The organism is Streptomyces gelaticus, assembly GCF_014649535.1.
Classification (GTDB): domain Bacteria; phylum Actinomycetota; class Actinomycetes; order Streptomycetales; family Streptomycetaceae; genus Streptomyces; species Streptomyces gelaticus.
The window spans coordinates 1-19517 of record NZ_BMTF01000003.1 but is presented as its reverse complement, the minus strand read 5'-3'; the positions used below and the strand labels follow the sequence as shown (position 1 = coordinate 19517).

Here is a 19517-nt window from a genome sequence, read left to right as displayed (position 1 = left end):
GACCATGACCGGAAGCACGACGAGATACATCGGCATCGACGTCGGCACGTCCGTGGTGAAGGCCGCCGCCTTCGACCCGCTCGGCCGCACCCTGGCCGTCGAGTCCCGCCCGGTCGGGCTGGCGATCCACGACGGCTCCGTGGAGCAGGACATGGACGAGGTGTACGGGGCGGTCCGCGAGGTGCTGGACGCGCTCGGCTCCGACGGGGTCGCGTTCGCCGGACTCACCGGTCAGGGCGACGGCGTCTGGCTGGTCGACGCGGCGGGGCGGCCGGTCCGCAAGGCGATCTCCTGGATGGACGGCCGGGCCCATGAACTGGTCGACGCCTGGCTTGCGTCCGGCGTCTTCGAGACCGTCTACCGGCGCACCGGCAGCGCGATGTTCCCGGGCTGTCCGGGCCCGGTGCTGGCCTGGCTCGACCGGCACGAACCCGCGTCCCTCGACGCCGCGACGACCGCCCTGTACTGCAAGGACATGGTGTTCCAGCGGCTGACGGGGGTCCGGGCCACGGATGTCTCGGACGCCTCGATGCCGTTCCTGGACCCGCTGACCCGGGCGTACGCCCCCGATGTCGTGGCCGCGCTCGGCCTCGCCCACCGGGCCCCGCTCCTCGCCCCGGTCAGCGACCCGGTGGCCATTGCCGAACTCCCTTCCGGGGTACGGCTGTCCAACGGCCCGTACGACCTGCCGGCCTGCGCGCTCGGCGCGGGCGTCACCCGTCCCGGCGACGGGTTACTGATCGTCGGCACCTGTCTGGCCGCGCTGGTGGCCACCGAACGGCTCGACCTGGACGGCGAACCGGCCGGGCTGCACATCTCCACCGACCGTCCCGGCCACTGGCTGCGCGCCATGCCCGCGATGGTCGGCACCGCGGCCCTGGACTGGGTCCTGAGCACCACCGGCGTACGTCACACCGAGGTCGACGCGCTGCTCGCCACCACTGCGCCCGGCGCGAACGGCGTCCGGGTGCTCCCCTACTTCGCCCCGTCCGGCGAACGCGCCCCGTTCGTCGAGCCGAGACTGCGCGCAGAGCTGACCGGCGTGTCCCTGGAGACCAGCTCCGCCGATCTGATCCGCGCCGTCTGCGAGGGCATCGGCTTCGCCGCCCGGCACTGCCTGGAGGCCGCGGGCCTCACCGGCACCCTCGCCCTGTGCGGCGGCGGCACCCGCTCCCCGGCCTGGATGCGGCTGTTCGCCGACGTTCTGGGGCGGCCGGTCCGGATCGTGGAGGGCGAGGTGGGCGCGCGCGGTGCGGTGCTCGCGGCGGCGCAGCGGCTGGGCGCGGGACTGGACACGGCCACGTGGACCGCCCCGACCGCGGTCGTCGAACCGGACCCGGCGCGGGCGGCGTACTACGCGAAGGCGTACGAGGACCATCTGGACCGGCTCGCCCGGGCCCGTGCACACGCCCGAGCGTGATCGCGCCCCCGGCCGGGCCCTCAGGGGTAGGGCCGGCCGAAGTCGGCGGTCGCGAGCACGGTGCCGTGCGCGTCGGTCAGGCGTACGCCGGTGACCGGTGCCGTGCCGGGCGGGAAGGGCCCGCCCCAGGCGCCGTAGCCGCCGGAGAGGGTGAAGGACCCGGCGTCGGCGGTGGTGCCGTCGGCCCGCTGGACCAGGCAGTGGACGGTACCGGAGTGCCCGTCGGCGTCCACCACCATGTACAGCCAGGGCGGGGCCCCGGCGTAGAGGTAGACCTGCCCGAACGACTGGTTCCCGTGGGTGAGCCGGGCGGTGAGCAGATGGGGCTGCACCGAGGAGGCGATGGGGGCGACCGGGGCCGGACCACCGGTGGACGCGCCGAGCACCCAGCCGCCGATGCCGAGAGCCAGGCCCGCTGCCGCCGATCCGGCGGCGACGGCGAACCGCCGCCACCGTGTGTGCCGGACGGCCGGGCGCCGCGCCGGGGAGAGCCCGAGCCGCTCGATCACCCGGTCCTCGAACCCGGCGGGCGGTTCACGGCCCGGGACGAGGTCCAGCAGCGCGTCCGAGGCGGCGGCCAGCTCGTGGACGTGTTCGCGGCAGGCGGGGCAGCCCTCCAGGTGGTCCATCGCCCCGGCGCGCTCCCTGGCGGGCAGCACGCCGAGCGCCAGCTCCGCACCGATCTCCCGGAGCTGCTCGCAGCTCAGCCCGCCGTTGTCAGTCATGGTCCACCTGCCTGCTCGCGAGGTACGCCCGGACCTTGCCCATGGCCGCCCTGATCCGGGTCTTGGCGGTTCCGAGCGGTATCTGCTCGAAGTCGGCGACCTGCTGGGCCGTCATCCCGTAGATCCCGGCCATCACCAGGGCACGTGCCTGTTCCCGCGGCAGCTCGCCGACCGCGCGGCGCAGGTCCGCCGCGGCATCGGCGGAGAGCGCGTGCCGCTCCGGGGTGTCGGCGACGGTCTCCATCATGTTCTCCAGGTCCGCGGGGTCGACCGGGGTGGCCCTACGGGCGCGTACCGCGTCGATCGCGAGGTTGTGTGCGATGGCGGACAGCCAGGTGGGCACCGATCCCCGGCGCGGGTCGTAGACCTGGGCATGCCGGCAGGCGCGCTCGAAGGTCTGCTGGGCGATGTCCTCGGCGAGCTGGACGTCGCCGACCACGGCGACGGCCACGCCGAAGACCCGACGCTGGAACCGCCGTACGAAGGCCACGGCGATCTCGGGATCGCCGGTCATGAGCCCGGCCAGCAGCGCTTCGTCGGGCACCCGCTCCAGGGGGATGCCAATCCTGCGCATACTCCTTACGTAACACGCGCCCGCGGGGATTGCCTGCTGCGGGCGCCCCCGGGACCTCTCGTTCGGACGGGCCCGCCCGACCGGGCCGATCATGAACCCTCAGCCGCGCGACGCCGTAGGTATGGAAGGCGCGCCCCACCGAACACGGCGGCCCGGACCGCCTCGGAACCTTGGATTCGTGATGACGTCTCGCACGACACACATGGCATTGCGCGGGACCGGAGCGGTCTGCGCCCTGGCGAGCGCGGTGCTCCATCTGATGCTGGTCCCCTCGCACCTGACGGAGATGCCGTACATCGGCGTCCTGTTCCTGATCGGCAGCGTGGTGCTGCTCGCCGTCGCCGCAGGTCTCCTCCTGCATCAACGGCCGTTCGGCGCCTGGCTGATCGGGGCTGTCACCAGCATCGGCATGATCGCCGGATTTCTGCTGTCGCGGACCGTCGGTCTGCCGGACTACCGCGAAACGAGCTGGGAACCGCCGTACGGCGTCCTGTGCCTGATCGCGGAAGTCGTCTTCGTGCTCGCCTTCCTGGCGTGGCTGAGGGCGGACGGCACCGATGAAGGAACGGGAATTTCCCGGGAACGGCAATCCAACAAGCGCCCTGACACGTATTCCGTCCAGAAGCCTCTCAGGAGGGAAGCCCATGGCGATCTTCAAGCATCTGATCCCCGCCGAACACCGTGACGGAAAGAGGGACATGACATCGGGGCACGACGACCACTCCGAACGGGACCGTCGCCGTAGCCGCCGCAACACCCACCACGGTCACCACTGGTGACCACCACCCAGCACGGCCGGGCGGGCCGCTGCTCCTGGTCCGCTCGGTCGGCGGTTCATGAGGAACACGTCGATGGGGCGTGTCTCGCGGCATCTCGTACGGCGGCTGCTGTCGGTGGCGGACGATCCCGACGCGGTCGTCGCCGCCGCGCCCGCGGTCGCCCCGCGCGAGGTGTTCCGGCGTTTCTGGCCCTATACGCGCGGCGGCCGGCACCGGCTCGTTCCGGTGCTCGCCCTCAGCATGATCGGCCCCGTCGTCGACGCGGCCGAGATCTGGCTCTTCAAGATCGTGGTGGACGATGTCCTCGTCCCGCGCGATCTGCGCCCCTTCGCCTGGATCGCGCCGGCGTACACGGGGCTCATCGTCTGCTCCGGCGTCCTGGGGTACGCCGACGACGTGCTGTCCACCTGGGTGAGCGAGCGCTTCCTGCTGGCCCTCCGGTCGGATGTGTTCCGGCACGTCCAGGGCCTCTCGCTCGGCTTCTTCGAGCGGCGCCGGCTGGGGGACCTGCTGTCGCGCATCACGGGCGATGTCGACGCGGTCGAGACGTTCCTCCTCTCGGGGGTGGCGGACGGCCTGTACTTCGTCATCCGGCTGGGCGTCTTCCTCGGTCTGCTGTTCTACCTGCAATGGGACCTGACGCTCCTCGCGCTCGTCATCGTGCCGCTCTTCTGGTACGCGGCCCGGCGCTTCTCCCGGCTGGTCAAGGCCGCGTCGCGGGAGCGGCGGCGGCGCAGCGGCTCGATCAGCGCGATCGCCGAGGAGTCGCTCGGCAATGTCGCGCTGGTGCAGGCGTACAACCGGCAGGAGACGGAGGAGCGCCGGTTCGAGCGCGAGAGCGTGGGCAAGTTCCATGCGGCGATGGCCTCGGCACGCGTCCGTGCCGTGTACGGACCAGTCGTCGAAGCCATCGAGCTGGCCGGTGCGCTGACCGTCATGGGCCTGGGCACCTGGAAGCTGGCGCAGGGGCAGCTCACGCTGGGCGGGCTGCTGGTCTTCCTCGCGCTGCTGGGCAACCTCTACGGCCCGATCCGTGATCTGTCCCGTCTCACCACCACGTTCTACGCGGCTTCCGCCTCCGCCGAGCGGATCATCGAGTTGCTCGACCAGCGCCCCCAGGTCGTCGAGGCCGCCACGGCCCGGCGGACCGGGCGTGCCCGGGGCGACGTGGAGTTCCGCGGCGTCTCCTTCCGCTATCCGGGTACGTCCCGGTGGGCGCTGTCGGACGTGTCGTTCCATGTGGCACCCGGTACGACGCTGGCACTGGTCGGCGCGAGCGGCGCCGGCAAGTCCACGGTCGGAAAGCTGCAACTGCGCTTCTACGACCCGGACCGGGGCGCGATCCTGCTCGACGGCACCGACCTCAGGGAGCTGCTCCTGGCCGAGTTGCGGGAGAACGTCGCGGTGGTGCTCCAGGAGACGCTCGTCCTGCACGGCACCGTGCGGGAGAACATCGCCTACGGCCGCCCGGACGCGTCGGAGGCGGACATCGTCGCGGCGGCCCGCGCCGCCGACGCCGACGACTTCATCCGGCTGCTCCCCGAGGGCTACGACACCGTGGTGGGCCAGCGCGGCCGGACGCTGTCCGGCGGGCAGGCCCAGCGCCTCGCGATCGCCCGCGCGATGATCAGGGACGCGCCCGTGCTGCTCCTGGACGAGCCGACCACCGGGCTGGACGCCGGGTCGGGCCGCCGGGTCATGGCACCGCTGCGCCGGCTGATGGCCGGGCGCACCACCGTCGTCATCTCGCACAATCTGCTCACCGTCCGCGACGCCACGTCCACGGTGGTCCTGGACCACGGCCGGGTCGTCGAGCGCGGCACGCACGAGGAGCTGCTGCTGCGGGGCGGCACCTACGCCCGGCTGCACCGCCTGAACGCGAAGACCGGCCGGGAGCGGACAGCCCTTGACCTGCGGGAGGTCCTGTCATGACCCACGGCCCCACCCCACGAGCGGTTCCGCCGCTCGCCCCCGGAACGAGTCCCGCGCCGGGGTACGAGGTCCTGGCGCACCTGGCCCGGACGGGATGGCTCGACCTGTACGACGCGTGGAGCCAGGAGCGGGACTGCCGGTGCGTGGTGAAGGTGCTGCGCCCCGACCGCCGGGACGAGCGGCGGCTGCGCGAGCGGTTGCGGCGGGAGGGCCACTGGCTGCTGGCCTTCACCCATCCGCATCTGGTCCGCGCGTACGAGACCTTCGACGTGCCCGAGCCGGTCGTCGTGCTGGAGACGCTGACCGGCGAGACGCTGTCGCACCTCGTCGGCCGGCTGCCCCGCCGGGTGTCCGCCCAGGACGTGGCCCTGCTCGGCGTGCAGTTGTGTTCCGCGGCCCACTACCTCCACGGTCGCGGCCTGCTGCACCTGGACCTCAAGCCGTCCAATGTGGTGGTCGACTGTCGGCACGCCAAGGTGCTCGACCTGAGTGTGGCCCGGCCGCCCGGCATCGCCCCCGCGGGCGGCGGCACCTTCTGCTACCAGGCTCCCGAACAGGCGCGGGGCGGTCCGCTGTCGGCCGCGGCCGATGTGTGGGGCATCGGCGTCACACTCTACGAAGTCGCCACCGGCGACGCACCGTTCGCCGGCGACGAGCCCATGGACGGCACGGACGGCACCGCCGACACGATGGACCGGTACCCGCAGCTGGAGGAGACCGCTCCGCCGATCGGGTCGCGCCGACGCCTCCCCCACGGTCTGGCCGCGGCCGTGGACGCCTGCCTAAGACCCGACCCGACCGCCAGGCCCACGGTCCCCGAACTCGCCGAGGCCCTCGACGGGGCCCTGCCCCGGCAGGCACGCCGCCGCCCCGAAGACACGTCCTAGGTCGAAGGGCTGATCACTACAGACACCTTCCTGCTGTTAGCCTGCTTTTGCACATTGATTGCAATAACAACAGGAAAGCAGCTGGAGGGTTCGACCACATGGCCACGTACACGCTTCCGGAACTCCCGTACGACTACGCGGCGCTCGAACCGGTCATCAATCCGCAGATCATCGAGCTCCACCACGACAAGCACCACGCCGCCTATGTGAAGGGTGCGAACGACACCCTGGAGCAGCTGGCGGAGGCACGCGACAAGGAAGCGTGGGGAGCGATCAACGGGCTCCAGAAGAGCCTCGCGTTCCACCTCTCCGGCCACATCCTCCACTCGATCTACTGGCACAACATGACCGGTGACGGCGGCGGCGAGCCGCTCGCGGCGGACGGTGTCGGCGACCTGGCGGACGCGATCGCCGATTCTTTCGGCTCCTTCGCCGGTTTCAAGGCCCAGCTGACGAAGGCCGCGGCCACCACGCAGGGCTCCGGCTGGGGCGTCCTGGCGTACGAGCCGGTCAGCGGCAAGCTGATCGTCGAGCAGGTCTACGACCACCAGGGCAACGTGGGCCAGGGCTCCGTCCCGATCCTGGTCTTCGACGCCTGGGAGCACGCCTTCTACCTCCAGTACAAGAACCAGAAGGTCGACTTCATCGACGCGATGTGGGCCGTCGTCAACTGGCAGGACGTGGCGAAGCGTTACGCGGCCGCCAAGGAGCGCGCCGACGTGCTGCTGCTCGCCCCCTGACCGGGAGGCGCACATACGCCCTGCCTCGTGATCGTCTTCTCAACCTTCACCGGGCAGGCGGATGAAGGGAGGGCCCTCGCCTGGACGTGACAGGCGAGGGCCCTTCTGTCATGTCCGAGGACTCAGGGGGCCGCGACGCGCACCAGCAGCGTGCTCAGCACCTGCTCGGCATGGGTCCAGAGCACCGCCCCGCCCTCCTCCGGCACCAGGTGCCGGACCGCACCCGGGATGCGCGAGGCCAGCCGGGCCCCCTGGTCGGGCGAGTGGCCGGTGTCCTTCTCCCCGTACCAGAGGTCGACGGGTACGACGATGTCCGACAGCCCGATCCCCCAGTGCCCCATGGCCAGGACGGTGTCCCGGGCGTACCCGGCCGCCCCTTGAGCGAAGGCCTCGTCGAGGGCCTGCCGGTAGGCGGCGGCGAACGCGGGCTGCTGGTACACGGCGAGGTCGCACTCCGGGCTGCCGGACATCACCATGTCCCACATCCCCTGCGGGGTGAACCCGGCGAAGACCTGCTCGGCGGCGTCCGGATCGGCCACGGCCAGGCCGACCAGGCGCCGCAACTCCTCCGGAAGCACATCGGCGAAGCCCGGCTCCGCGACCTCGTCCGCACCGGAGACCACCGCGAGCGCCCCGATCGCTCCGGCGGCGGCGCATGCCAGCGCGAAGGGCGCCCCCTGCGAATTGCCGACCATCAGGGGCCGCCCCAGGCCGCGCAGACCGGCGAACGCGCGGACGTCGTCGACGAAGTCACCGAACGTACGCCCCGGCGCGGGCGAGGAGACCCCCAGACCGGGACGGTCCACGGAGATCAGCCGCACCCCGAGCCCGTCCAGCACATCGACACCGAACCCGAGGTGCCTGCTGGTGGCCGCACCCGGCGAGAACAGCACCGGCACCCCGTCCCCCGGCCCCCACTCGGCCCAGCCCAGCAACCGCCCTCCCGGGAGCTGTTCGGTACCGAGACGAACCGGGTCGCTCACATGCAAATCCATGCACCCGATCATGGCCGGATCCATTGCCCGCGTCCAAGGTATTTCCCGTCGGCAGCCGAACGCCGTCCAGGATCCAGGCCGGGCAAGCACATCCGGAGCGCCGTGGTCGTCCCTCGGTCACTCGACGATCGCGTCCAGGCCCTTCACCTCTTCGGCACTCACGGTGTCCGCACGGCTGGGCGGCTTCACCCGCACCGGCTCGTCGTAGTCGCCGAGTTCGAGCAGCACCGGTGCGTCACCGAGAGTGAAGTCGATACCCCGGGGCACGGACCCTCCCCTCTCCGGTACGTGCACCGACACTTCATCGCCGCCGGAACCATGCGTGAGCTGTACGGTTCGCTCACCGCCCTTGGTGCGCGGATTGCCCTTCTCCCCCGCGTTGCTCACTGATCTGGGCACCTTCGCGAACGCCCGGTCGGGATCGCACAGGATCAGGCCCGGGTACTGCAACACCTCGCGGGCCGGGTACTCGACATACTTTCCACGGGCTTTCTCGACCGCTTCCTCGACGGCGGCGAGCTTGTCCGGCACGTAGGTCTTCGCAAAGGAGCGCATGTTCTCCAGCTTTTTGTCGTCGTAGCGCACCCAGCCGCGGTCACCGATGACGACCACCTCGTTGGTCGTGCCCAACTCCACGTACGTACCGATGCAGTTTCCGTGCCGATCGGCGTGCAGGTCGACCGCTGTCGGCACTGCGCCCCTGAATTCGCCCTTCAGCCCGAGGGAGCGGTAGCCCTTGAGCAGGGTGAGCGATTCACTCATCCTCCGGGCATCGCTCACGGGGGCCGGGGCGGACGGCCCCTTTTCCCCGGCCTCGCCGCCGCTCCCGTCGCATCCGGCCATCCCGCCCATCATCGCGACGGCGAACAGCGCCGCCGATGTTCTTCTCCCGATCCCCACCCTGGACACTCCCCACCCCTTTGGCTGCTTGCCGTGATCGCCGCAAGCATCCCATGCAGGTGTCAGCCACGGACCAGGGCTTTGCGGCCCTGAGGCTCTCCCCGGTTCTACCGGACCTTGAGGTCCATCGCGCCCTTGAACTGGGGTGTTGCGACGACCACTGGGGGGAGCGATACAGGCGAGGGCCCTTCTGCCATGGTGCGCGCCAAGGGGCAGGTCAGCCGGGCAGCGGGCCGCCGAGGTCCGGCATGGGGACGACCTTGCCGGGGTCCGGGGCCTTCGCCCGCACCGGTTTCCCGTGGTCCGTCAGGTTCATCGTCGCCTTGGCGCCCGCCGCCCCCATGGGCCAGTCGAGCCGGGTACGCACGATCCGCCCGTTCCGGTCGATCCAGGCATCCGCGTACACGGTGATCCCACCGACCTGTTCCCGCGCGGAGTCGATCTTGGCCCGCATCTCCTTCGCCATCCGCAGCGTGACCGTCTCATCGGGGAGAACCCCGCGGTAGTGGACCGCGGGCGTGCCGTTCACCGTCTCCTCGCCGACCTTCGAGATCCGGCGCATCTGCGCCACCTGGCGCAACACGTGTTCGGGGTCGTTCACCGGTGCCCGCAGCACGTAATGAGCCTCGGCCTTGTCCCGGCGAATCGATCCCCAGGAGCCTTCCATCTCGGCGAAGCCGCCCATGTAGACGGTGTCGCCGTCGAAGATCTCGTCCATGCGGGGCGACGTCTTCCCAGGAACCGCCGCGTTCCGGAGGGCAACCGCGAGGCGCCCCTTGGCGCCCGCCCAGTCGAAGTCGCCCTTGACCGAGACGACGTACTCGGTGGCGCCGTCCCCTATCTCGATCTGCTCGTCGATCCGGGCGCTGCTCCTCTCCGTCGCGGCCACCGCGGCCCGTACCGCTGCCCCGTGGTCCGCCGCCGAGCGGGACGGGGAGGCTTTCGCGGTCTTCTCCGCCTCTCGCGCCGATCCCGATCCCGATCGCCCGGAGCATCCAGCGCACAACAGCACCGCGGCGACAACAAACGGGACTAGAGGGCGCTGCATGGTCTCTCCACAAGGTGATGGCCGGGTGCCGAGGCACCACCGACGCGCGTCGAACGCGCGATCGTATCAACGCGGGCGACTCCGGGGCCTACCCGGTGACCAGCGCCATCATCAGCCCGTCGTACCCCTTGCTCCCGACGGTCTGCAACGCGGTCGCGGTCAACGTCGGCTCGGCGGCGACGAGTTCGGTGAACCGGCGCACGCCCTGCACCTTCGGGTCGCCGCTCCCGCCGTCCACCACCTCTCCGTCGCGTACGACGTTGTCGGCGACGATCAGGCTGCCGGGCCGGGTCAGCTTCAGGGACCAGGCCAGGTAGTCGGGGTTGCTGGGCTTGTCGGCGTCGATGAACACGACGTCGAACGGGCCGTGCCCCTCCGCCGCCAGTTCCGGCAATGTGTCGAGGGCGCGGCCGACCCGGATCTCGACGACGTCCGCGAGCCCGGCCCGCTCGATGTTGGCCCGCGCGACCTCCGCGTACGCCGGATCGGCCTCCAGCGTCACGACCCTGCCGCCCTCCGGCAGCGCGCGGGCCAGCCAGATGGTGCTGTAGCCGCCCAGGGTGCCGATCTCCAGCACGGTGCGCGCCCCCTGGAGCCTGGCCAGCAGATTCAGCAGCTTGCCCTGGTTGGCGGCGACCTGGATCGCCGGGAGCCCTGCCGCTTCACTGGCCTCCACGGCCGCGTCCAGGGCTTCGTCCGGGCCCACCAGCAGGCCGTCGAAGTAGTCGTCGACCGCGGTCCATTGTGCGAGCGTCACGGCGCCCCTCCGTCTCGATCTGCAAGTTCCCAAAAGGAACTTACATCATGCGAGGTGGATGCGATGATGAGCGCCATGAGCCCAGTGCCCGCCGATCCCACCGTCCTGCACCCGATGCCCGGCCAGCCCCGCGTCGTGCTCCTGAAGCCCCTGGTGAAGTCCGATTTGATCGAGGTCGGGGAGTTCTCCTACTACGACGACCCGGACGACGCGACCGCGTTCGAGACCCGCAACGTGCTGTACCACTACGGCCCGGAGAAGCTGGTCATCGGGAAGTTCTGCGCGCTCGGGACCGGAGTGCGGTTCATCATGAACGGCGCCAACCACCGGATGGACGGCCCGTCCACCTTCCCCTTCCCCTCCATGGGCGGTTCCTGGGCCGACCATTTCGACCTGCTGACCGGGCTGCCCGGCCGGGGCGACACGGTCGTGGGCAACGACGTCTGGTTCGGCTACAACTCCATGGTGATGCCGGGCGTACGGATCGGGCACGGCGCGATCATCGGCGCCGGCTCCGTCGTCACCTCCGACGTACCCGACTACGGCATCGTCGGCGGCAACCCGGCCCGGCTGATCCGCACCCGGTACGACGAGGAGACCATCGTCCGGCTCCTCGCCGCCGCCTGGTGGGACTGGCCCACCGAGCACCTCACCCGTCACATCCGCACCATCATGTCCGGCAGCGTCGACGCCCTCGAAGCGGCCGCCCCGGAGGGGACACCATGACGATCACCGTCCGCGAACTGGCCTACTACCCGGTCAAGGGCTGCGCCGGGACCACGGTCGACTCCGCGCAGGTCTTCGGCACCGGCCTCGAACACGACCGTACGTTCATGGTGGTGGACGCCACGGACGGCGCCTTCCGCAGTCAGCGCACCCACCCCGCGATGGCCGCGATCGGAGTCGAAGTCCGGGACGCGGGCGCGGCGTTGGCCCTGACCACCGCCGACGTCGAACCGCTCCACCTCGACATCGACCCACACGGCCCGCGCATCGACGTCAGCATGTTCGACCGCCCGCTCGGCGCGGCCGTCGACCAGGGGGACGCGGTCGCGGAGTGGTTCTCCGACGCGCTCGGCGTGAAGTCCCGCCTGGTACGCGTGGTTCCGGGCTTCGACCGGGACGGCTGGGGCGAGACCCCCGGCAAGGTCAACTTCGCGGACGCGCACGCGGTGCTGGTCGCCTCGACGGCCTCCCTGGACGACCTCAACGCCCGCATCACCGCCCGGGGCGACGCGAATCCTGTCCCGATGAACCGCTTCCGCCCCAACATCGTCCTGACCGGCAACGACGAACCCCATTTCGAGGACCGGGTGCGCCGGATGACCATCGGGTCCGTCGAACTCGCCCACTCCGTACGGGCGATGCGCTGCGCCGTCCCCATGGTCGACCAGACCACCGGCCGCCGCGCGGGCCCGGAACCGATCCGCACGCTGTCGACGTACCGGCGCGAGCCGGAGTACGGGAACAAGGTCAGCTTCGGCGCGAAGAACGCGGTGGTCAGCGAGGGCACGGTGCGCGTCGGGGACGTGGTCGGGGTCGCGGAGTGGCTCGGCGCGTGACGGCCCCGGCCTTCACCGCCCCGGCGATGGCCGGGCTGCTGCCAGTAGTGCTTCGTCGGGTTCTGGTGGTGATACCCGGCGGCTGACCGGAGCCCGACGGCCCGCAGAATCCTCGGTTCTGCCGGCCGCCGGGAGGTCGGACCTCTTGTCTCAGTACGGACGGATCAGCACGGGCAGAAATCCGTCCCCTTGCCCAGGAAGGGCACGTACTTGTCCCGCAGTGCACCGGAGTAGGCCTGCACCTCGTCCACATCGCCGTGGAGGTACTCGCCCCAGCCGTCACCGGCTTTGGCCCGGCCGATCTGGAGACCACCGGTGCTGTGCCGACCGTGCGGGAGACTCGCGGTCGCCTTGATGGAGCTGTCGAGATAGAGCGTGACCGTGTCGGTCCCGTCGTCGTAGATCACGGCGAGACGACGCACCTGGCCGCCTGCCATGCTCTTGATCTGGGCCACCACCTTCTCGGGGGCTCCGGCCTCGTCCTTCTCCGGCATCACCAGTTGCCAGGTGTACGTGGACGGCTCGTAGCGCACCTTGAACACGTCGGTGTGCTCGCCGGCCTGCGAGAGCACGGTCATCGGGTGGGCCGGCTCGGAGTCCGCGAGGCGTACCACGACGCCGAGGGTGAAACTGTCCCTGGTGTCCACGACGGGCCCGTCGACAGCGGCGTACCCGGTCTCACCGTCCAGGCGGAGATGCCCGTCGCCGACGAGTGCCTGCGGCACGTAGGGGCAGTCGGGGTCCACTTCCGGGAGACAGGAACCGTCGGAGCCCCGGTAGATCGAAGCTCCCGTGCCGAGCCGCAGCGGTGCGCCGCCCGCCTGCTCGGGGCTCGTGCCGTCCGCCGCGTTCTCCACGGACCAGCGGCCGAGCGGCTTCGGCTTGCGCAGTGCCAGTTCGGCTACCTCATCCGGTACCACGACCCGGTCGTGGACCCGCACGTCACCGACATCACCGTGCCACCGGTCACGGTAGCCGGCAGCACCACGGGCGCGGCCGATCTGGAACGCGCCGGCCGCCTCGGCGGGAGTCGCCTCTGCCGCAGTGCCGACCTCATGGCCATTGATGTACAGCTGGGCGCGGCCTGTCTCCGCGTCGTACAGCCCCAGCAGATGAGCCCACTCGCCGGCCTCCGGCGCGCCACCGGACACCGTCGCGTCCCCGATCGCGAACGACCAGGCAGGGCCGGTTTCCTGGTTGCGCAACCCAAGGGTGAAGCCGGGTCGCCCGTCCGCGTCCTGGCTGGCGACAGTCATGTTCCGGCCGGTTTCGGCAGGCCGCGCCCAGCCGCTGACAGCGAAGGTCTTGCGGATGTCGGTGGCCGGGGCGTCCGTGGTGAGGAAGCCGTGGCCGCTGCCGTCGAGGCTGACCGCGGCGGTGGTTCCGGTGCCCGAGGGCGCCGGGCCGCCGAAAGTCACGCCGGTACCGGCACGGGCGGCGGTGCCCGTCTCGGCCGACGCCGGCCGGGAGCCCGCCGGGTCGTCCAGCTTCCAGCGGGCGACAGGGGCACGCCCGGACTTCACGTTGAAGTCGTACCGCGACTCCCCGCTGCTCCGGCCCGACCGGTCGATCGCACGGACCGTCAGCGACTTGGGCCCTGAAGTGAGCGGCAGGTACGGAATGGTCACAGCCGCGCCGGGCTGCTCGGCGGAGACAGTCCCGTAGGGGCCACCCAGGAAGCCGTATTTGTACGACACAACGTCGTCGGACGGCGAGTCCATGGTGAAGTGTCCGTAGACACCGACCCCGTCCACCCAGAACACGTCCTCGGGCTTGGGGTAATCGGGGGAGCTGAGCGTTGCCTTCTCAGGGTTCACGTCGTCGTACACGAACGAGCAGACCGAGCCGTCGCCCTCATCGCTCCAGGCGGAGGCCGCCTCGCCGTCGTTCGCGCGAACGTGCCAGGAGACGACCGTGTTCGCCGGGATGTCGTCCGGCACCGTCCAGTAGTAGCGCGACCCCGACGACAACGTGATGGTGGTGTAGGTACGGCGCTGCTCCACCCCTGCCGAGTCCGTCCACCAGACTTCGAACTCTCCCTTGACCGGGCTCGATTCGGAGGGCTGGTTGTCCTCCTCCGGGTCGTACAGCATGGCACTGAGCCTGGGCGGCTCCGGGACATATGGCGTGTCGTCGCCGGTCGCGCAGGCCTTGCCCTCCGATTGGAGGTCCTGGACCAGCGGCTGCTTCGGCGGCAGGTTGTCCATCGCGTGCGCCGGACCGACAGCCGTGGCCAGCAACGCCGCCGCGCAGCCGGCCACCACCATCCGTCTGCGTCTGCCCGTTCTCCTGGATCTGATCAACTGGCCCTCCCCTGTGAACGTTTGAACTCGTGAAACGCACGAGCCGCATGAAGCTAACAGAGGTCACCGACAACGCCGGGGAGGTTATTTCTTCGCTCAGGCACTGGCGGCAGGCAGCAGCTTCGAACCTGTCCGCCACCACACCCACCGTGCGGCCGACGGCAGTTCGACGAGACGCTCCGCGGCCGACCGGACGACGCGGGCCGGGAAAACGTGAGTGCGTGCGGGATCACGGCCGTGCAGGATGGTGCCGGGAAGCGAGGTCTCGTGGACGAGTTGGGGCGATTCAACCGAGCGGCGGTCACATGGGCGGCCGGCGGAGCGGAGTCGGACGCGGCAGCCGCGCAGGCGCGGGAGCTGGCCGGTGGTGTGCGTACGGTCGTGCTCGTCGAGGGGAGCAGCGACCGGGTCGCGATCGAAGCGCTGGCCACGCGCCACGGCCGCGACCTCGGCGCGGAGGGCGTCGCGGTGGTGCCGCTCGGAGGCGCGATGAGCATCGGGCGCTTCCTCGACGTGTGCGGCCCGCCGGGGCTCGGCCTCCCGCTGGCGGGGCTCTGCGACATCGGCGAGGAGCGGCACTTCCGGCGCCATCTGGAGCGGGTCGGGCTCGGCTCCGGCCTCACCCGTGCCGGACTGGAGACCCTCGGGTTCCAGGTGTGCGTGGCCGACCTGGAGGACGAGCTGATCCGCGCCCTCGGCGCCGAGGGCGTACAGCAGGTGATCGAGGCCCAGGGCGAGATGCGCCCCTTCCGTACGTTCCAGGGCCAGCCGGCGCAGCGGGAACGCCCCGTGGAGCACCAGCTGCGACGGTTCATGGGCACGCACAGCGGGCGCAAGGCGCTGTACGCGCAGGCGCTGATCGCACACCTGGACCTCGCGCGCGTGCCCCGGCCGCTGGAGCGGCTGCTCACGCAGGTCTAGCGCAGCCCGCCCGTCCGGCTCTCCCCGGGGCGCTCAGCCTCCGAAGGCCCCGCCCTTCACCCCGTCGAGGAACGCGGCCCACTCCTCGGGGGCGTAGAACTGGAGCCCGCCGTCCCGGTTCTTGCTGTCCCGGACAGCCCGGCCGCCGTCGGCGGTGTGGGCGACCTCGACGCAGTCCTGCTGCCCTCCCTGCGAGGCGCTGGACTTCTTGAACTCGGTGACGATCTGAGGGTTCCTCATTACTGCTCTTTCTCGCTCTCAGGGATTGTTGCGATGTGCTCACGCAGGAAGGTGAGCGTTTGTGCGGGCGTCAGCGCCGCCGATCTGAGGGCTTCGAAGATCTGCGCATGCGTGGCCATCTCCTCAAGGTCCTCGATGATGACGGTGCTCGTCGTGCTGTCGAAGGCGACCGCCTCCGGGGCAGGTTCGGGACCGAAGTTGAACATGACGAAGTGCGACGCCATGTGCGCAGCCTCCCACTCCGCGGCAGGGAGCACTTGAACACTGACGTTCTGCCGTTGTGCCACATTCAGGATGTGCAGGAGCTGGTCGCGATGCGCTTTCGCGGAAGGCATCGGGGCCGTGAGCGCCGGCTCCCAAATGACTGCCGCGAACCGGGCACCATGCTCCTCGATCACCTTCCTGCGCTTCTGCCGAATGGCAACCATCTCGTCAACCGCCTCGGGCGTATGGACCTTCAGGCCGGCGCCGAGCAGAACCCTCAGGTAGTCGTCCGTCTGCAGAAGTCCCGGCAGGAACAACGGCTGCCAAGTACGGATGTACGTCGCGTCGGATTCGAGCGTGATGAAGTCCGCATACTCCGGCTTGGCGGCCCACTCGTAGTCGAGCCACCATCCACGCTTGTTGGAAGCCCGCGCCAGCTGCTCCAACTGCTGGTACACGGCGGCGTCCTCCACCCCGTACAGCTCAAGGAGCAGTCGGACATCGCCGGGCCGCGCCGAGACCTGACCGGCCTCGATACGACTGATCTTGGCCTTCGATCCCACGATGTGCTCGGCAGCATGGTGCTGGTCGAGCTTCACCGCCTCGCGATACCTCCTGAGCGCCGCGCCGAGCCGCCTGCTGCGCACAGTAGGGCGTCCGCCTGCGGGCATGTCCCCTCCTCTTACTCCGTGTGACCAGTCTGCACGTCAACGGAGGCTACGCGCCAGGCGCTTGAGACCGTGAGCAATATGCAAATTCTCGATGGAGTTCGATTGCACAACAGTAGAGTTTCGCTCTAGCGTGAGATGCGTCACGAACAGTGTCCCCTCGGGCGCACTCCGTGACCGTGATTTCGTCTGCCCACCCACCGACCTTGGGGCACCCATGTCCGGGCGCACGCACATCAAGAGATTCCGGGCCCACAGGGACTCCGTCCCCGCCGCCCGACGCCACGTCGAGAGCATCCTGACCGAGTGGAGGCTCGGCGGTCTCATCGACGAAACCACCCTCATCGCAAGCGAGTTGAGCACCAATGTGGTCAACCACGCCAAGGGGACCGGCGACTACTTCGAACTCGGCTTACGCCGTCGCAACGGCACGCTCGTCCTGGAGGTGTCCGACTCCTACCAGTGGCGGATGCCCGAACTCCGTACGCCCACGCTCGACGACCTCTCCGGCCGGGGCCTGGTCATCGTGGACGCGATCGCGGCGAAGTGGGGCGTACGGCCGCGCGACCCCGGCAAGACCGTCTGGATCCATCTGGCCATCAGTCAAGCGGAGTTGACGTGAGGCGGCCTGTCCAGACCGCCTGGCGGTGCGAGGTCACCGCCGATGGGCTGCTCGCACGGGCCGAGCACGCCACCACCCCCACGCAGGCGCTGATCTGGATGCGGGTCTCCGTACGGACCCTGCTCTCCGCGTTCGACGCGGAGGACCGCGACCGCACCTTCCGGTGGCTCGACCACGGTCAGTGGGAAGCGGTCATACGGCTCAGGGCCGGTGAGCCGTACGCCTACACCGTTCGCGCGGGCGGACGTGTCGTCGACTGGTCCGCGCGCCCCGTGCGGGTCCTGCCCGTGGCCGCGGTCACTGCGGCTGCGCGTCGATGGACCCCGCGATGTCGGACATGACGGACCAGATGATCGCCTTGCGGCAGTTGCTCAGATCCTTGTCCTCGATGTACAGGGTGTTGTCCCCGCCGACCCGGTAGTTCTCCCGGCGGCCGTCCGCCTTGAGCTTGAGGCCCTCCATGCGGCGCCGCAGGTGGGGAACGGTGATGCCGACGTAATGGTCGTCCACAGTCAGTCGGGTGACCTCGTCCCACGGGATCTCGTCGGCGGCGCCCTTGACGTACAGGTACGTACCGCCGAGCTCGATGTGGCCGTACTGCACCTTGCCGCCCTCGGTGGCCAGTTCGCGCAGGTCGTGCCGCACGCGTGCCTCGACGACGCGGTCGATGATGCCTGCGAACATCGGTGTCAGGTTCCCCGGGGAGCGCAGGAACGTGCGCAGCAGGCCCGCGCCGACGTCGGTCAGGAAGTAGTTGCCGGACAGTTGGCGGGCGCCCTGGCCGGTGGCCGTCCACAGGCGCGCGACGATCTTGTCCGAGATGGGCCGCGAGGACCCGCCCAGGTAAGTGACCTCGTGAGAGAGGACGACGTCCTTGAAATCCTCCCAGCGGTGCGCCCACCGCACCTTGCGGCGGCCCCGGTAGACGATGCCGTCCTCGTGCAGGATCAGCCAGGAGGCGAGGGAGTGGGTCAGCTCGTACACACCCCAGACGAACAGCAGGAGGCAGATGACGTCGAATATGAGGTGCCCGGTGCCCGGCATGGAGTCGGGTATGCCGCCGAACGCCAGGAAGGCGACCACCGGGACGACGGTCAGACCGAGTTTGCCCATCGTCGGGCGTTCCCGGTAGCGCGCGAGGACAGACCCCAGCTCGGCCGGATCGGCCTTCCGTCGCCGCTCGTCGCTCCCCTTGCCCGGATCTGCCATGGCCCCCATCCCGGTCCTCCGTCGTTTCCCACTGATTCCGGGGTCGGTTCAGCTTTCCGCCGACCGCCCTTCGGCGCCCGTCTCCGACACCGTTGCGCAGCCTAGCCCCGTCAACCCCGTCCGCGACCGGGCAGGACGCCCGCATCCGCGCAGTCGTCGCCCGTTCCGCCTCGGCCCTCGTTCCTGCCGGGCGGATCCTCCTCGCGGTGCGCTCCGGGCGGGCCGTGTCACATTCCGGAGAGCCGTGCCGTCGTAACGCTGAGACGAACGCGCCATCCAGCGGGTGTCGTTCGTGCACCGGTTCCAAGGCGATGAGGAAGAGAACGATGAGTGACTTTCAGGCTGTCGCGGATCGCGTCGAGATCGAGGCGCTGCGCGGTGAGTTCACCGACGGGGTGATGATGCGCGACTACGACCGCATCGCTTCGCTGTTCACACCGGACGGCGCCTTGCGGATGCCCAACATCCCCGTCGAACTCGAAGGGCGGGAGGCGATCCGTGCCTGGGGCAGGCGGGTGCCGGACGTTGTGGAATTTCTTGTGCAGAACACGCACCCGGGCGTGATCCGGCTCGACGGCGACACCGCGTCCGGCCGCGCGTACATCTCGGAGGTGGGGCGTGGCCGCGACGGCCGCGGAGGGATGAACTACGCCATTTACCACGACCGTTACCAGCGCACCTGCGACGGCTGGAAGTTCACCGAGCGGGTCTACGAGGTCCGGTACGAGGACGCCTCACAGCTGGCCGGCTCACCGCCCCGCCCCGAGAGCGAATCCCACAGATTGATCAGGACTCGGTAGGCACCCCACTCGGTCGGTTCCTGCGTCACCGAGAATTGATCAAGGGTCCCGGACCTCGCAGTGCCTGATCCGTCCGGTCTGCGGCGCTGGTTGCCCTCGTGGGTGCCGGTGGAGCTTGCCTACTGTGTCCGTGTGAGTGACGTGACGAGCGGGCGTACGGGACGGGTGGTCGTGCTGGTGCTGCCCGAGGTGAACCTGTTGGATCTCGGCGGCCCGGTCCAGGTCTTTGAT

Annotated in this window: 21 protein-coding genes; 11 read left to right on the top strand and 10 right to left on the bottom strand. The window is 70.1% G+C overall.

Features of this window, described 5'->3' with window-relative positions; translation table 11 throughout:
- Positions 1–4 precede the first annotated feature (4 nt).
- Positions 5–1420 carry an FGGY-family carbohydrate kinase gene (locus tag IE107_RS04935; RefSeq protein ID WP_189541440.1) on the top strand — a complete coding sequence of 472 codons (1416 nt, stop codon included), beginning with the start codon at positions 5–7 and terminating at the stop codon, positions 1418–1420.
- 20 nt (positions 1421–1440) lie between these two features.
- Here IE107_RS04935 and IE107_RS04930 read toward each other — a convergent pair whose 3' ends face one another.
- Positions 1441–2145 carry a hypothetical protein gene (locus tag IE107_RS04930; protein ID WP_189541438.1) on the bottom strand — a complete coding sequence of 235 codons (705 nt, stop codon included), beginning with the start codon at positions 2143–2145 and terminating at the stop codon, positions 1441–1443.
- Positions 2138–2719, bottom strand: a complete 582-nt coding sequence (locus IE107_RS04925; RefSeq protein WP_189541436.1) for an RNA polymerase sigma factor — start codon at positions 2717–2719, stop codon at positions 2138–2140. The genes IE107_RS04930 and IE107_RS04925 overlap by 8 nt, the downstream gene beginning before the upstream one ends.
- 247 nt (positions 2720–2966) lie before the next feature.
- On the opposite strand from IE107_RS04925, the gene IE107_RS04920 reads away from it, so the two are divergent.
- The 4 genes from IE107_RS04920 (at position 2967) to IE107_RS04905 (ending at position 7057) form a co-directional block, all read left to right on the top strand.
- Entirely contained in the window at positions 2967–3404 is a 438-nt protein-coding gene (locus IE107_RS04920) for a hypothetical protein (protein WP_189541435.1), read from the top strand.
- 166 nt (positions 3405–3570) lie between these two features.
- Positions 3571–5430, top strand: coding sequence for an ABC transporter ATP-binding protein (locus tag IE107_RS04915; protein WP_189541433.1), 1860 nt, complete (start codon positions 3571–3573; stop codon positions 5428–5430).
- Positions 5427–6317, top strand: coding sequence for a serine/threonine-protein kinase (locus IE107_RS04910; protein WP_189541430.1), 891 nt, complete (start codon positions 5427–5429; stop codon positions 6315–6317). Before IE107_RS04915 ends, IE107_RS04910 begins: the two co-directional genes overlap by 4 nt.
- Before the next feature lie 98 nt (positions 6318–6415).
- Complete coding sequence (locus IE107_RS04905) at positions 6416–7057, top strand: superoxide dismutase (protein ID WP_189541428.1); 642 nt, start codon at positions 6416–6418, stop codon at positions 7055–7057.
- Between the two features lie 122 nt (positions 7058–7179).
- On the opposite strand, the gene IE107_RS04900 is transcribed toward IE107_RS04905, so the two are convergent.
- The 4 genes from IE107_RS04900 to IE107_RS04885 all read right to left on the bottom strand — a co-directional run bounded on the left by IE107_RS04900 (position 7180) and on the right by IE107_RS04885 (position 10757).
- Positions 7180–8052 (bottom strand): alpha/beta fold hydrolase, encoded by an 873-nt coding sequence (locus IE107_RS04900; protein ID WP_229866704.1) that lies wholly within the window; start codon positions 8050–8052, stop codon positions 7180–7182.
- Positions 8053–8169: 117 nt separating this feature from the next.
- Positions 8170–8961, bottom strand: coding sequence for a hypothetical protein (locus tag IE107_RS04895; RefSeq protein WP_189541427.1), 792 nt, complete (start codon positions 8959–8961; stop codon positions 8170–8172).
- Positions 8962–9169: 208 nt separating this feature from the next.
- On the bottom strand, positions 9170–10000 hold the full coding sequence (locus tag IE107_RS04890) for a LolA-like protein (RefSeq protein WP_506004909.1): 831 nt from the start codon (positions 9998–10000) through the stop codon (positions 9170–9172).
- A gap of 88 nt (positions 10001–10088) precedes the next feature.
- Positions 10089–10757, bottom strand: a complete 669-nt coding sequence (locus tag IE107_RS04885) for an O-methyltransferase (protein ID WP_189541423.1) — start codon at positions 10755–10757, stop codon at positions 10089–10091.
- Between the two features lie 75 nt (positions 10758–10832).
- Here IE107_RS04885 and IE107_RS04880 point away from each other — a divergent pair, with 75 nt between their 5' ends.
- Both IE107_RS04880 and IE107_RS04875 read left to right on the top strand, forming a co-directional pair.
- A complete protein-coding gene (locus IE107_RS04880) occupies positions 10833–11483 on the top strand; it encodes a CatB-related O-acetyltransferase (RefSeq protein ID WP_229866702.1) in 651 nt (216 codons plus the stop codon).
- On the top strand, positions 11480–12319 hold the full coding sequence (locus IE107_RS04875; RefSeq protein WP_189541420.1) for an MOSC domain-containing protein: 840 nt from the start codon (positions 11480–11482) through the stop codon (positions 12317–12319). Before IE107_RS04880 ends, IE107_RS04875 begins: the two co-directional genes overlap by 4 nt.
- Positions 12320–12483: 164 nt before the next feature.
- On the opposite strand, the gene IE107_RS04870 is transcribed toward IE107_RS04875, so the two are convergent.
- Positions 12484–14586, bottom strand: a complete 2103-nt coding sequence (locus tag IE107_RS04870; protein WP_189542076.1) for a LamG-like jellyroll fold domain-containing protein — start codon at positions 14584–14586, stop codon at positions 12484–12486.
- Between the two features lie 303 nt (positions 14587–14889).
- Here IE107_RS04870 and IE107_RS04865 point away from each other — a divergent pair, with 303 nt between their 5' ends.
- Positions 14890–15543, top strand: a complete 654-nt coding sequence (locus IE107_RS04865) for an ATP-dependent endonuclease (protein WP_189542075.1) — start codon at positions 14890–14892, stop codon at positions 15541–15543.
- 33 nt (positions 15544–15576) lie between these two features.
- On the opposite strand, the gene IE107_RS04860 is transcribed toward IE107_RS04865, so the two are convergent.
- Positions 15577–15783, bottom strand: a complete 207-nt coding sequence (locus IE107_RS04860) for a DUF397 domain-containing protein (RefSeq protein WP_189541418.1) — start codon at positions 15781–15783, stop codon at positions 15577–15579.
- Positions 15783–16658 (bottom strand): helix-turn-helix domain-containing protein, encoded by an 876-nt coding sequence (locus IE107_RS04855; RefSeq protein WP_189541415.1) that lies wholly within the window; start codon positions 16656–16658, stop codon positions 15783–15785. The genes IE107_RS04860 and IE107_RS04855 overlap by 1 nt, the downstream gene beginning before the upstream one ends.
- A 214-nt stretch (positions 16659–16872) precedes the next feature.
- On the opposite strand from IE107_RS04855, the gene IE107_RS04850 reads away from it, so the two are divergent.
- Positions 16873–17277, top strand: a complete 405-nt coding sequence (locus IE107_RS04850) for an ATP-binding protein (protein WP_189541413.1) — start codon at positions 16873–16875, stop codon at positions 17275–17277.
- Entirely contained in the window at positions 17274–17618 is a 345-nt protein-coding gene (locus IE107_RS04845; protein ID WP_189541411.1) for a hypothetical protein, read from the top strand. Before IE107_RS04850 ends, IE107_RS04845 begins: the two co-directional genes overlap by 4 nt.
- On the opposite strand, the gene IE107_RS04840 is transcribed toward IE107_RS04845, so the two are convergent.
- On the bottom strand, positions 17575–18495 hold the full coding sequence (locus IE107_RS04840; RefSeq protein WP_189541409.1) for a hypothetical protein: 921 nt from the start codon (positions 18493–18495) through the stop codon (positions 17575–17577). The two genes, IE107_RS04845 and IE107_RS04840, sit on opposite strands and share 44 nt — an antisense overlap.
- A gap of 317 nt (positions 18496–18812) precedes the next feature.
- Between IE107_RS04840 and IE107_RS04835 the strand changes: the two genes are divergently transcribed.
- Positions 18813–19286: a nuclear transport factor 2 family protein gene (locus IE107_RS04835; protein ID WP_189541408.1), complete on the top strand. Its 474-nt coding sequence runs from the start codon at positions 18813–18815 to the stop codon at positions 19284–19286.
- The last annotated feature ends 231 nt before the right edge of the window (positions 19287–19517 follow it).

Bases quoted from the DNA above. Each gene is read 5' to 3' on its own strand.
- IE107_RS04905 (WP_189541428.1), top strand. From the start codon at position 6,416: ATGGCCACGTACACGCTTCCGGAACTCCCGTACGACTACGCGGCGCTC.
- IE107_RS04850 (WP_189541413.1), top strand. From the start codon at position 16,873: ATGTCCGGGCGCACGCACATCAAGAGATTCCGGGCCCACAGGGACTCC.
- IE107_RS04935 (WP_189541440.1), top strand. From the start codon at position 5: ATGACCGGAAGCACGACGAGATACATCGGCATCGACGTCGGCACGTCC.
- IE107_RS04855 (WP_189541415.1), bottom strand. From the start codon at position 16,658: ATGCCCGCAGGCGGACGCCCTACTGTGCGCAGCAGGCGGCTCGGCGCG.
- IE107_RS04875 (WP_189541420.1), top strand. From the start codon at position 11,480: ATGACGATCACCGTCCGCGAACTGGCCTACTACCCGGTCAAGGGCTGC.
- IE107_RS04890 (WP_506004909.1), bottom strand. From the start codon at position 10,000: ATGCAGCGCCCTCTAGTCCCGTTTGTTGTCGCCGCGGTGCTGTTGTGC.
- IE107_RS04835 (WP_189541408.1), top strand. From the start codon at position 18,813: ATGAGTGACTTTCAGGCTGTCGCGGATCGCGTCGAGATCGAGGCGCTG.
- IE107_RS04930 (WP_189541438.1), bottom strand. From the start codon at position 2,145: ATGACTGACAACGGCGGGCTGAGCTGCGAGCAGCTCCGGGAGATCGGT.
- IE107_RS04925 (WP_189541436.1), bottom strand. From the start codon at position 2,719: ATGCGCAGGATTGGCATCCCCCTGGAGCGGGTGCCCGACGAAGCGCTG.
- IE107_RS04860 (WP_189541418.1), bottom strand. From the start codon at position 15,783: ATGAGGAACCCTCAGATCGTCACCGAGTTCAAGAAGTCCAGCGCCTCG.
- IE107_RS04870 (WP_189542076.1), bottom strand. From the start codon at position 14,586: ATGGTGGTGGCCGGCTGCGCGGCGGCGTTGCTGGCCACGGCTGTCGGT.
- IE107_RS04910 (WP_189541430.1), top strand. From the start codon at position 5,427: ATGACCCACGGCCCCACCCCACGAGCGGTTCCGCCGCTCGCCCCCGGA.
- IE107_RS04840 (WP_189541409.1), bottom strand. From the start codon at position 18,495: ATGGGGGCCATGGCAGATCCGGGCAAGGGGAGCGACGAGCGGCGACGG.
- IE107_RS04880 (WP_229866702.1), top strand. From the start codon at position 10,833: ATGAGCCCAGTGCCCGCCGATCCCACCGTCCTGCACCCGATGCCCGGC.
- IE107_RS04915 (WP_189541433.1), top strand. From the start codon at position 3,571: ATGGGGCGTGTCTCGCGGCATCTCGTACGGCGGCTGCTGTCGGTGGCG.
- IE107_RS04900 (WP_229866704.1), bottom strand. From the start codon at position 8,052: ATGGATTTGCATGTGAGCGACCCGGTTCGTCTCGGTACCGAACAGCTC.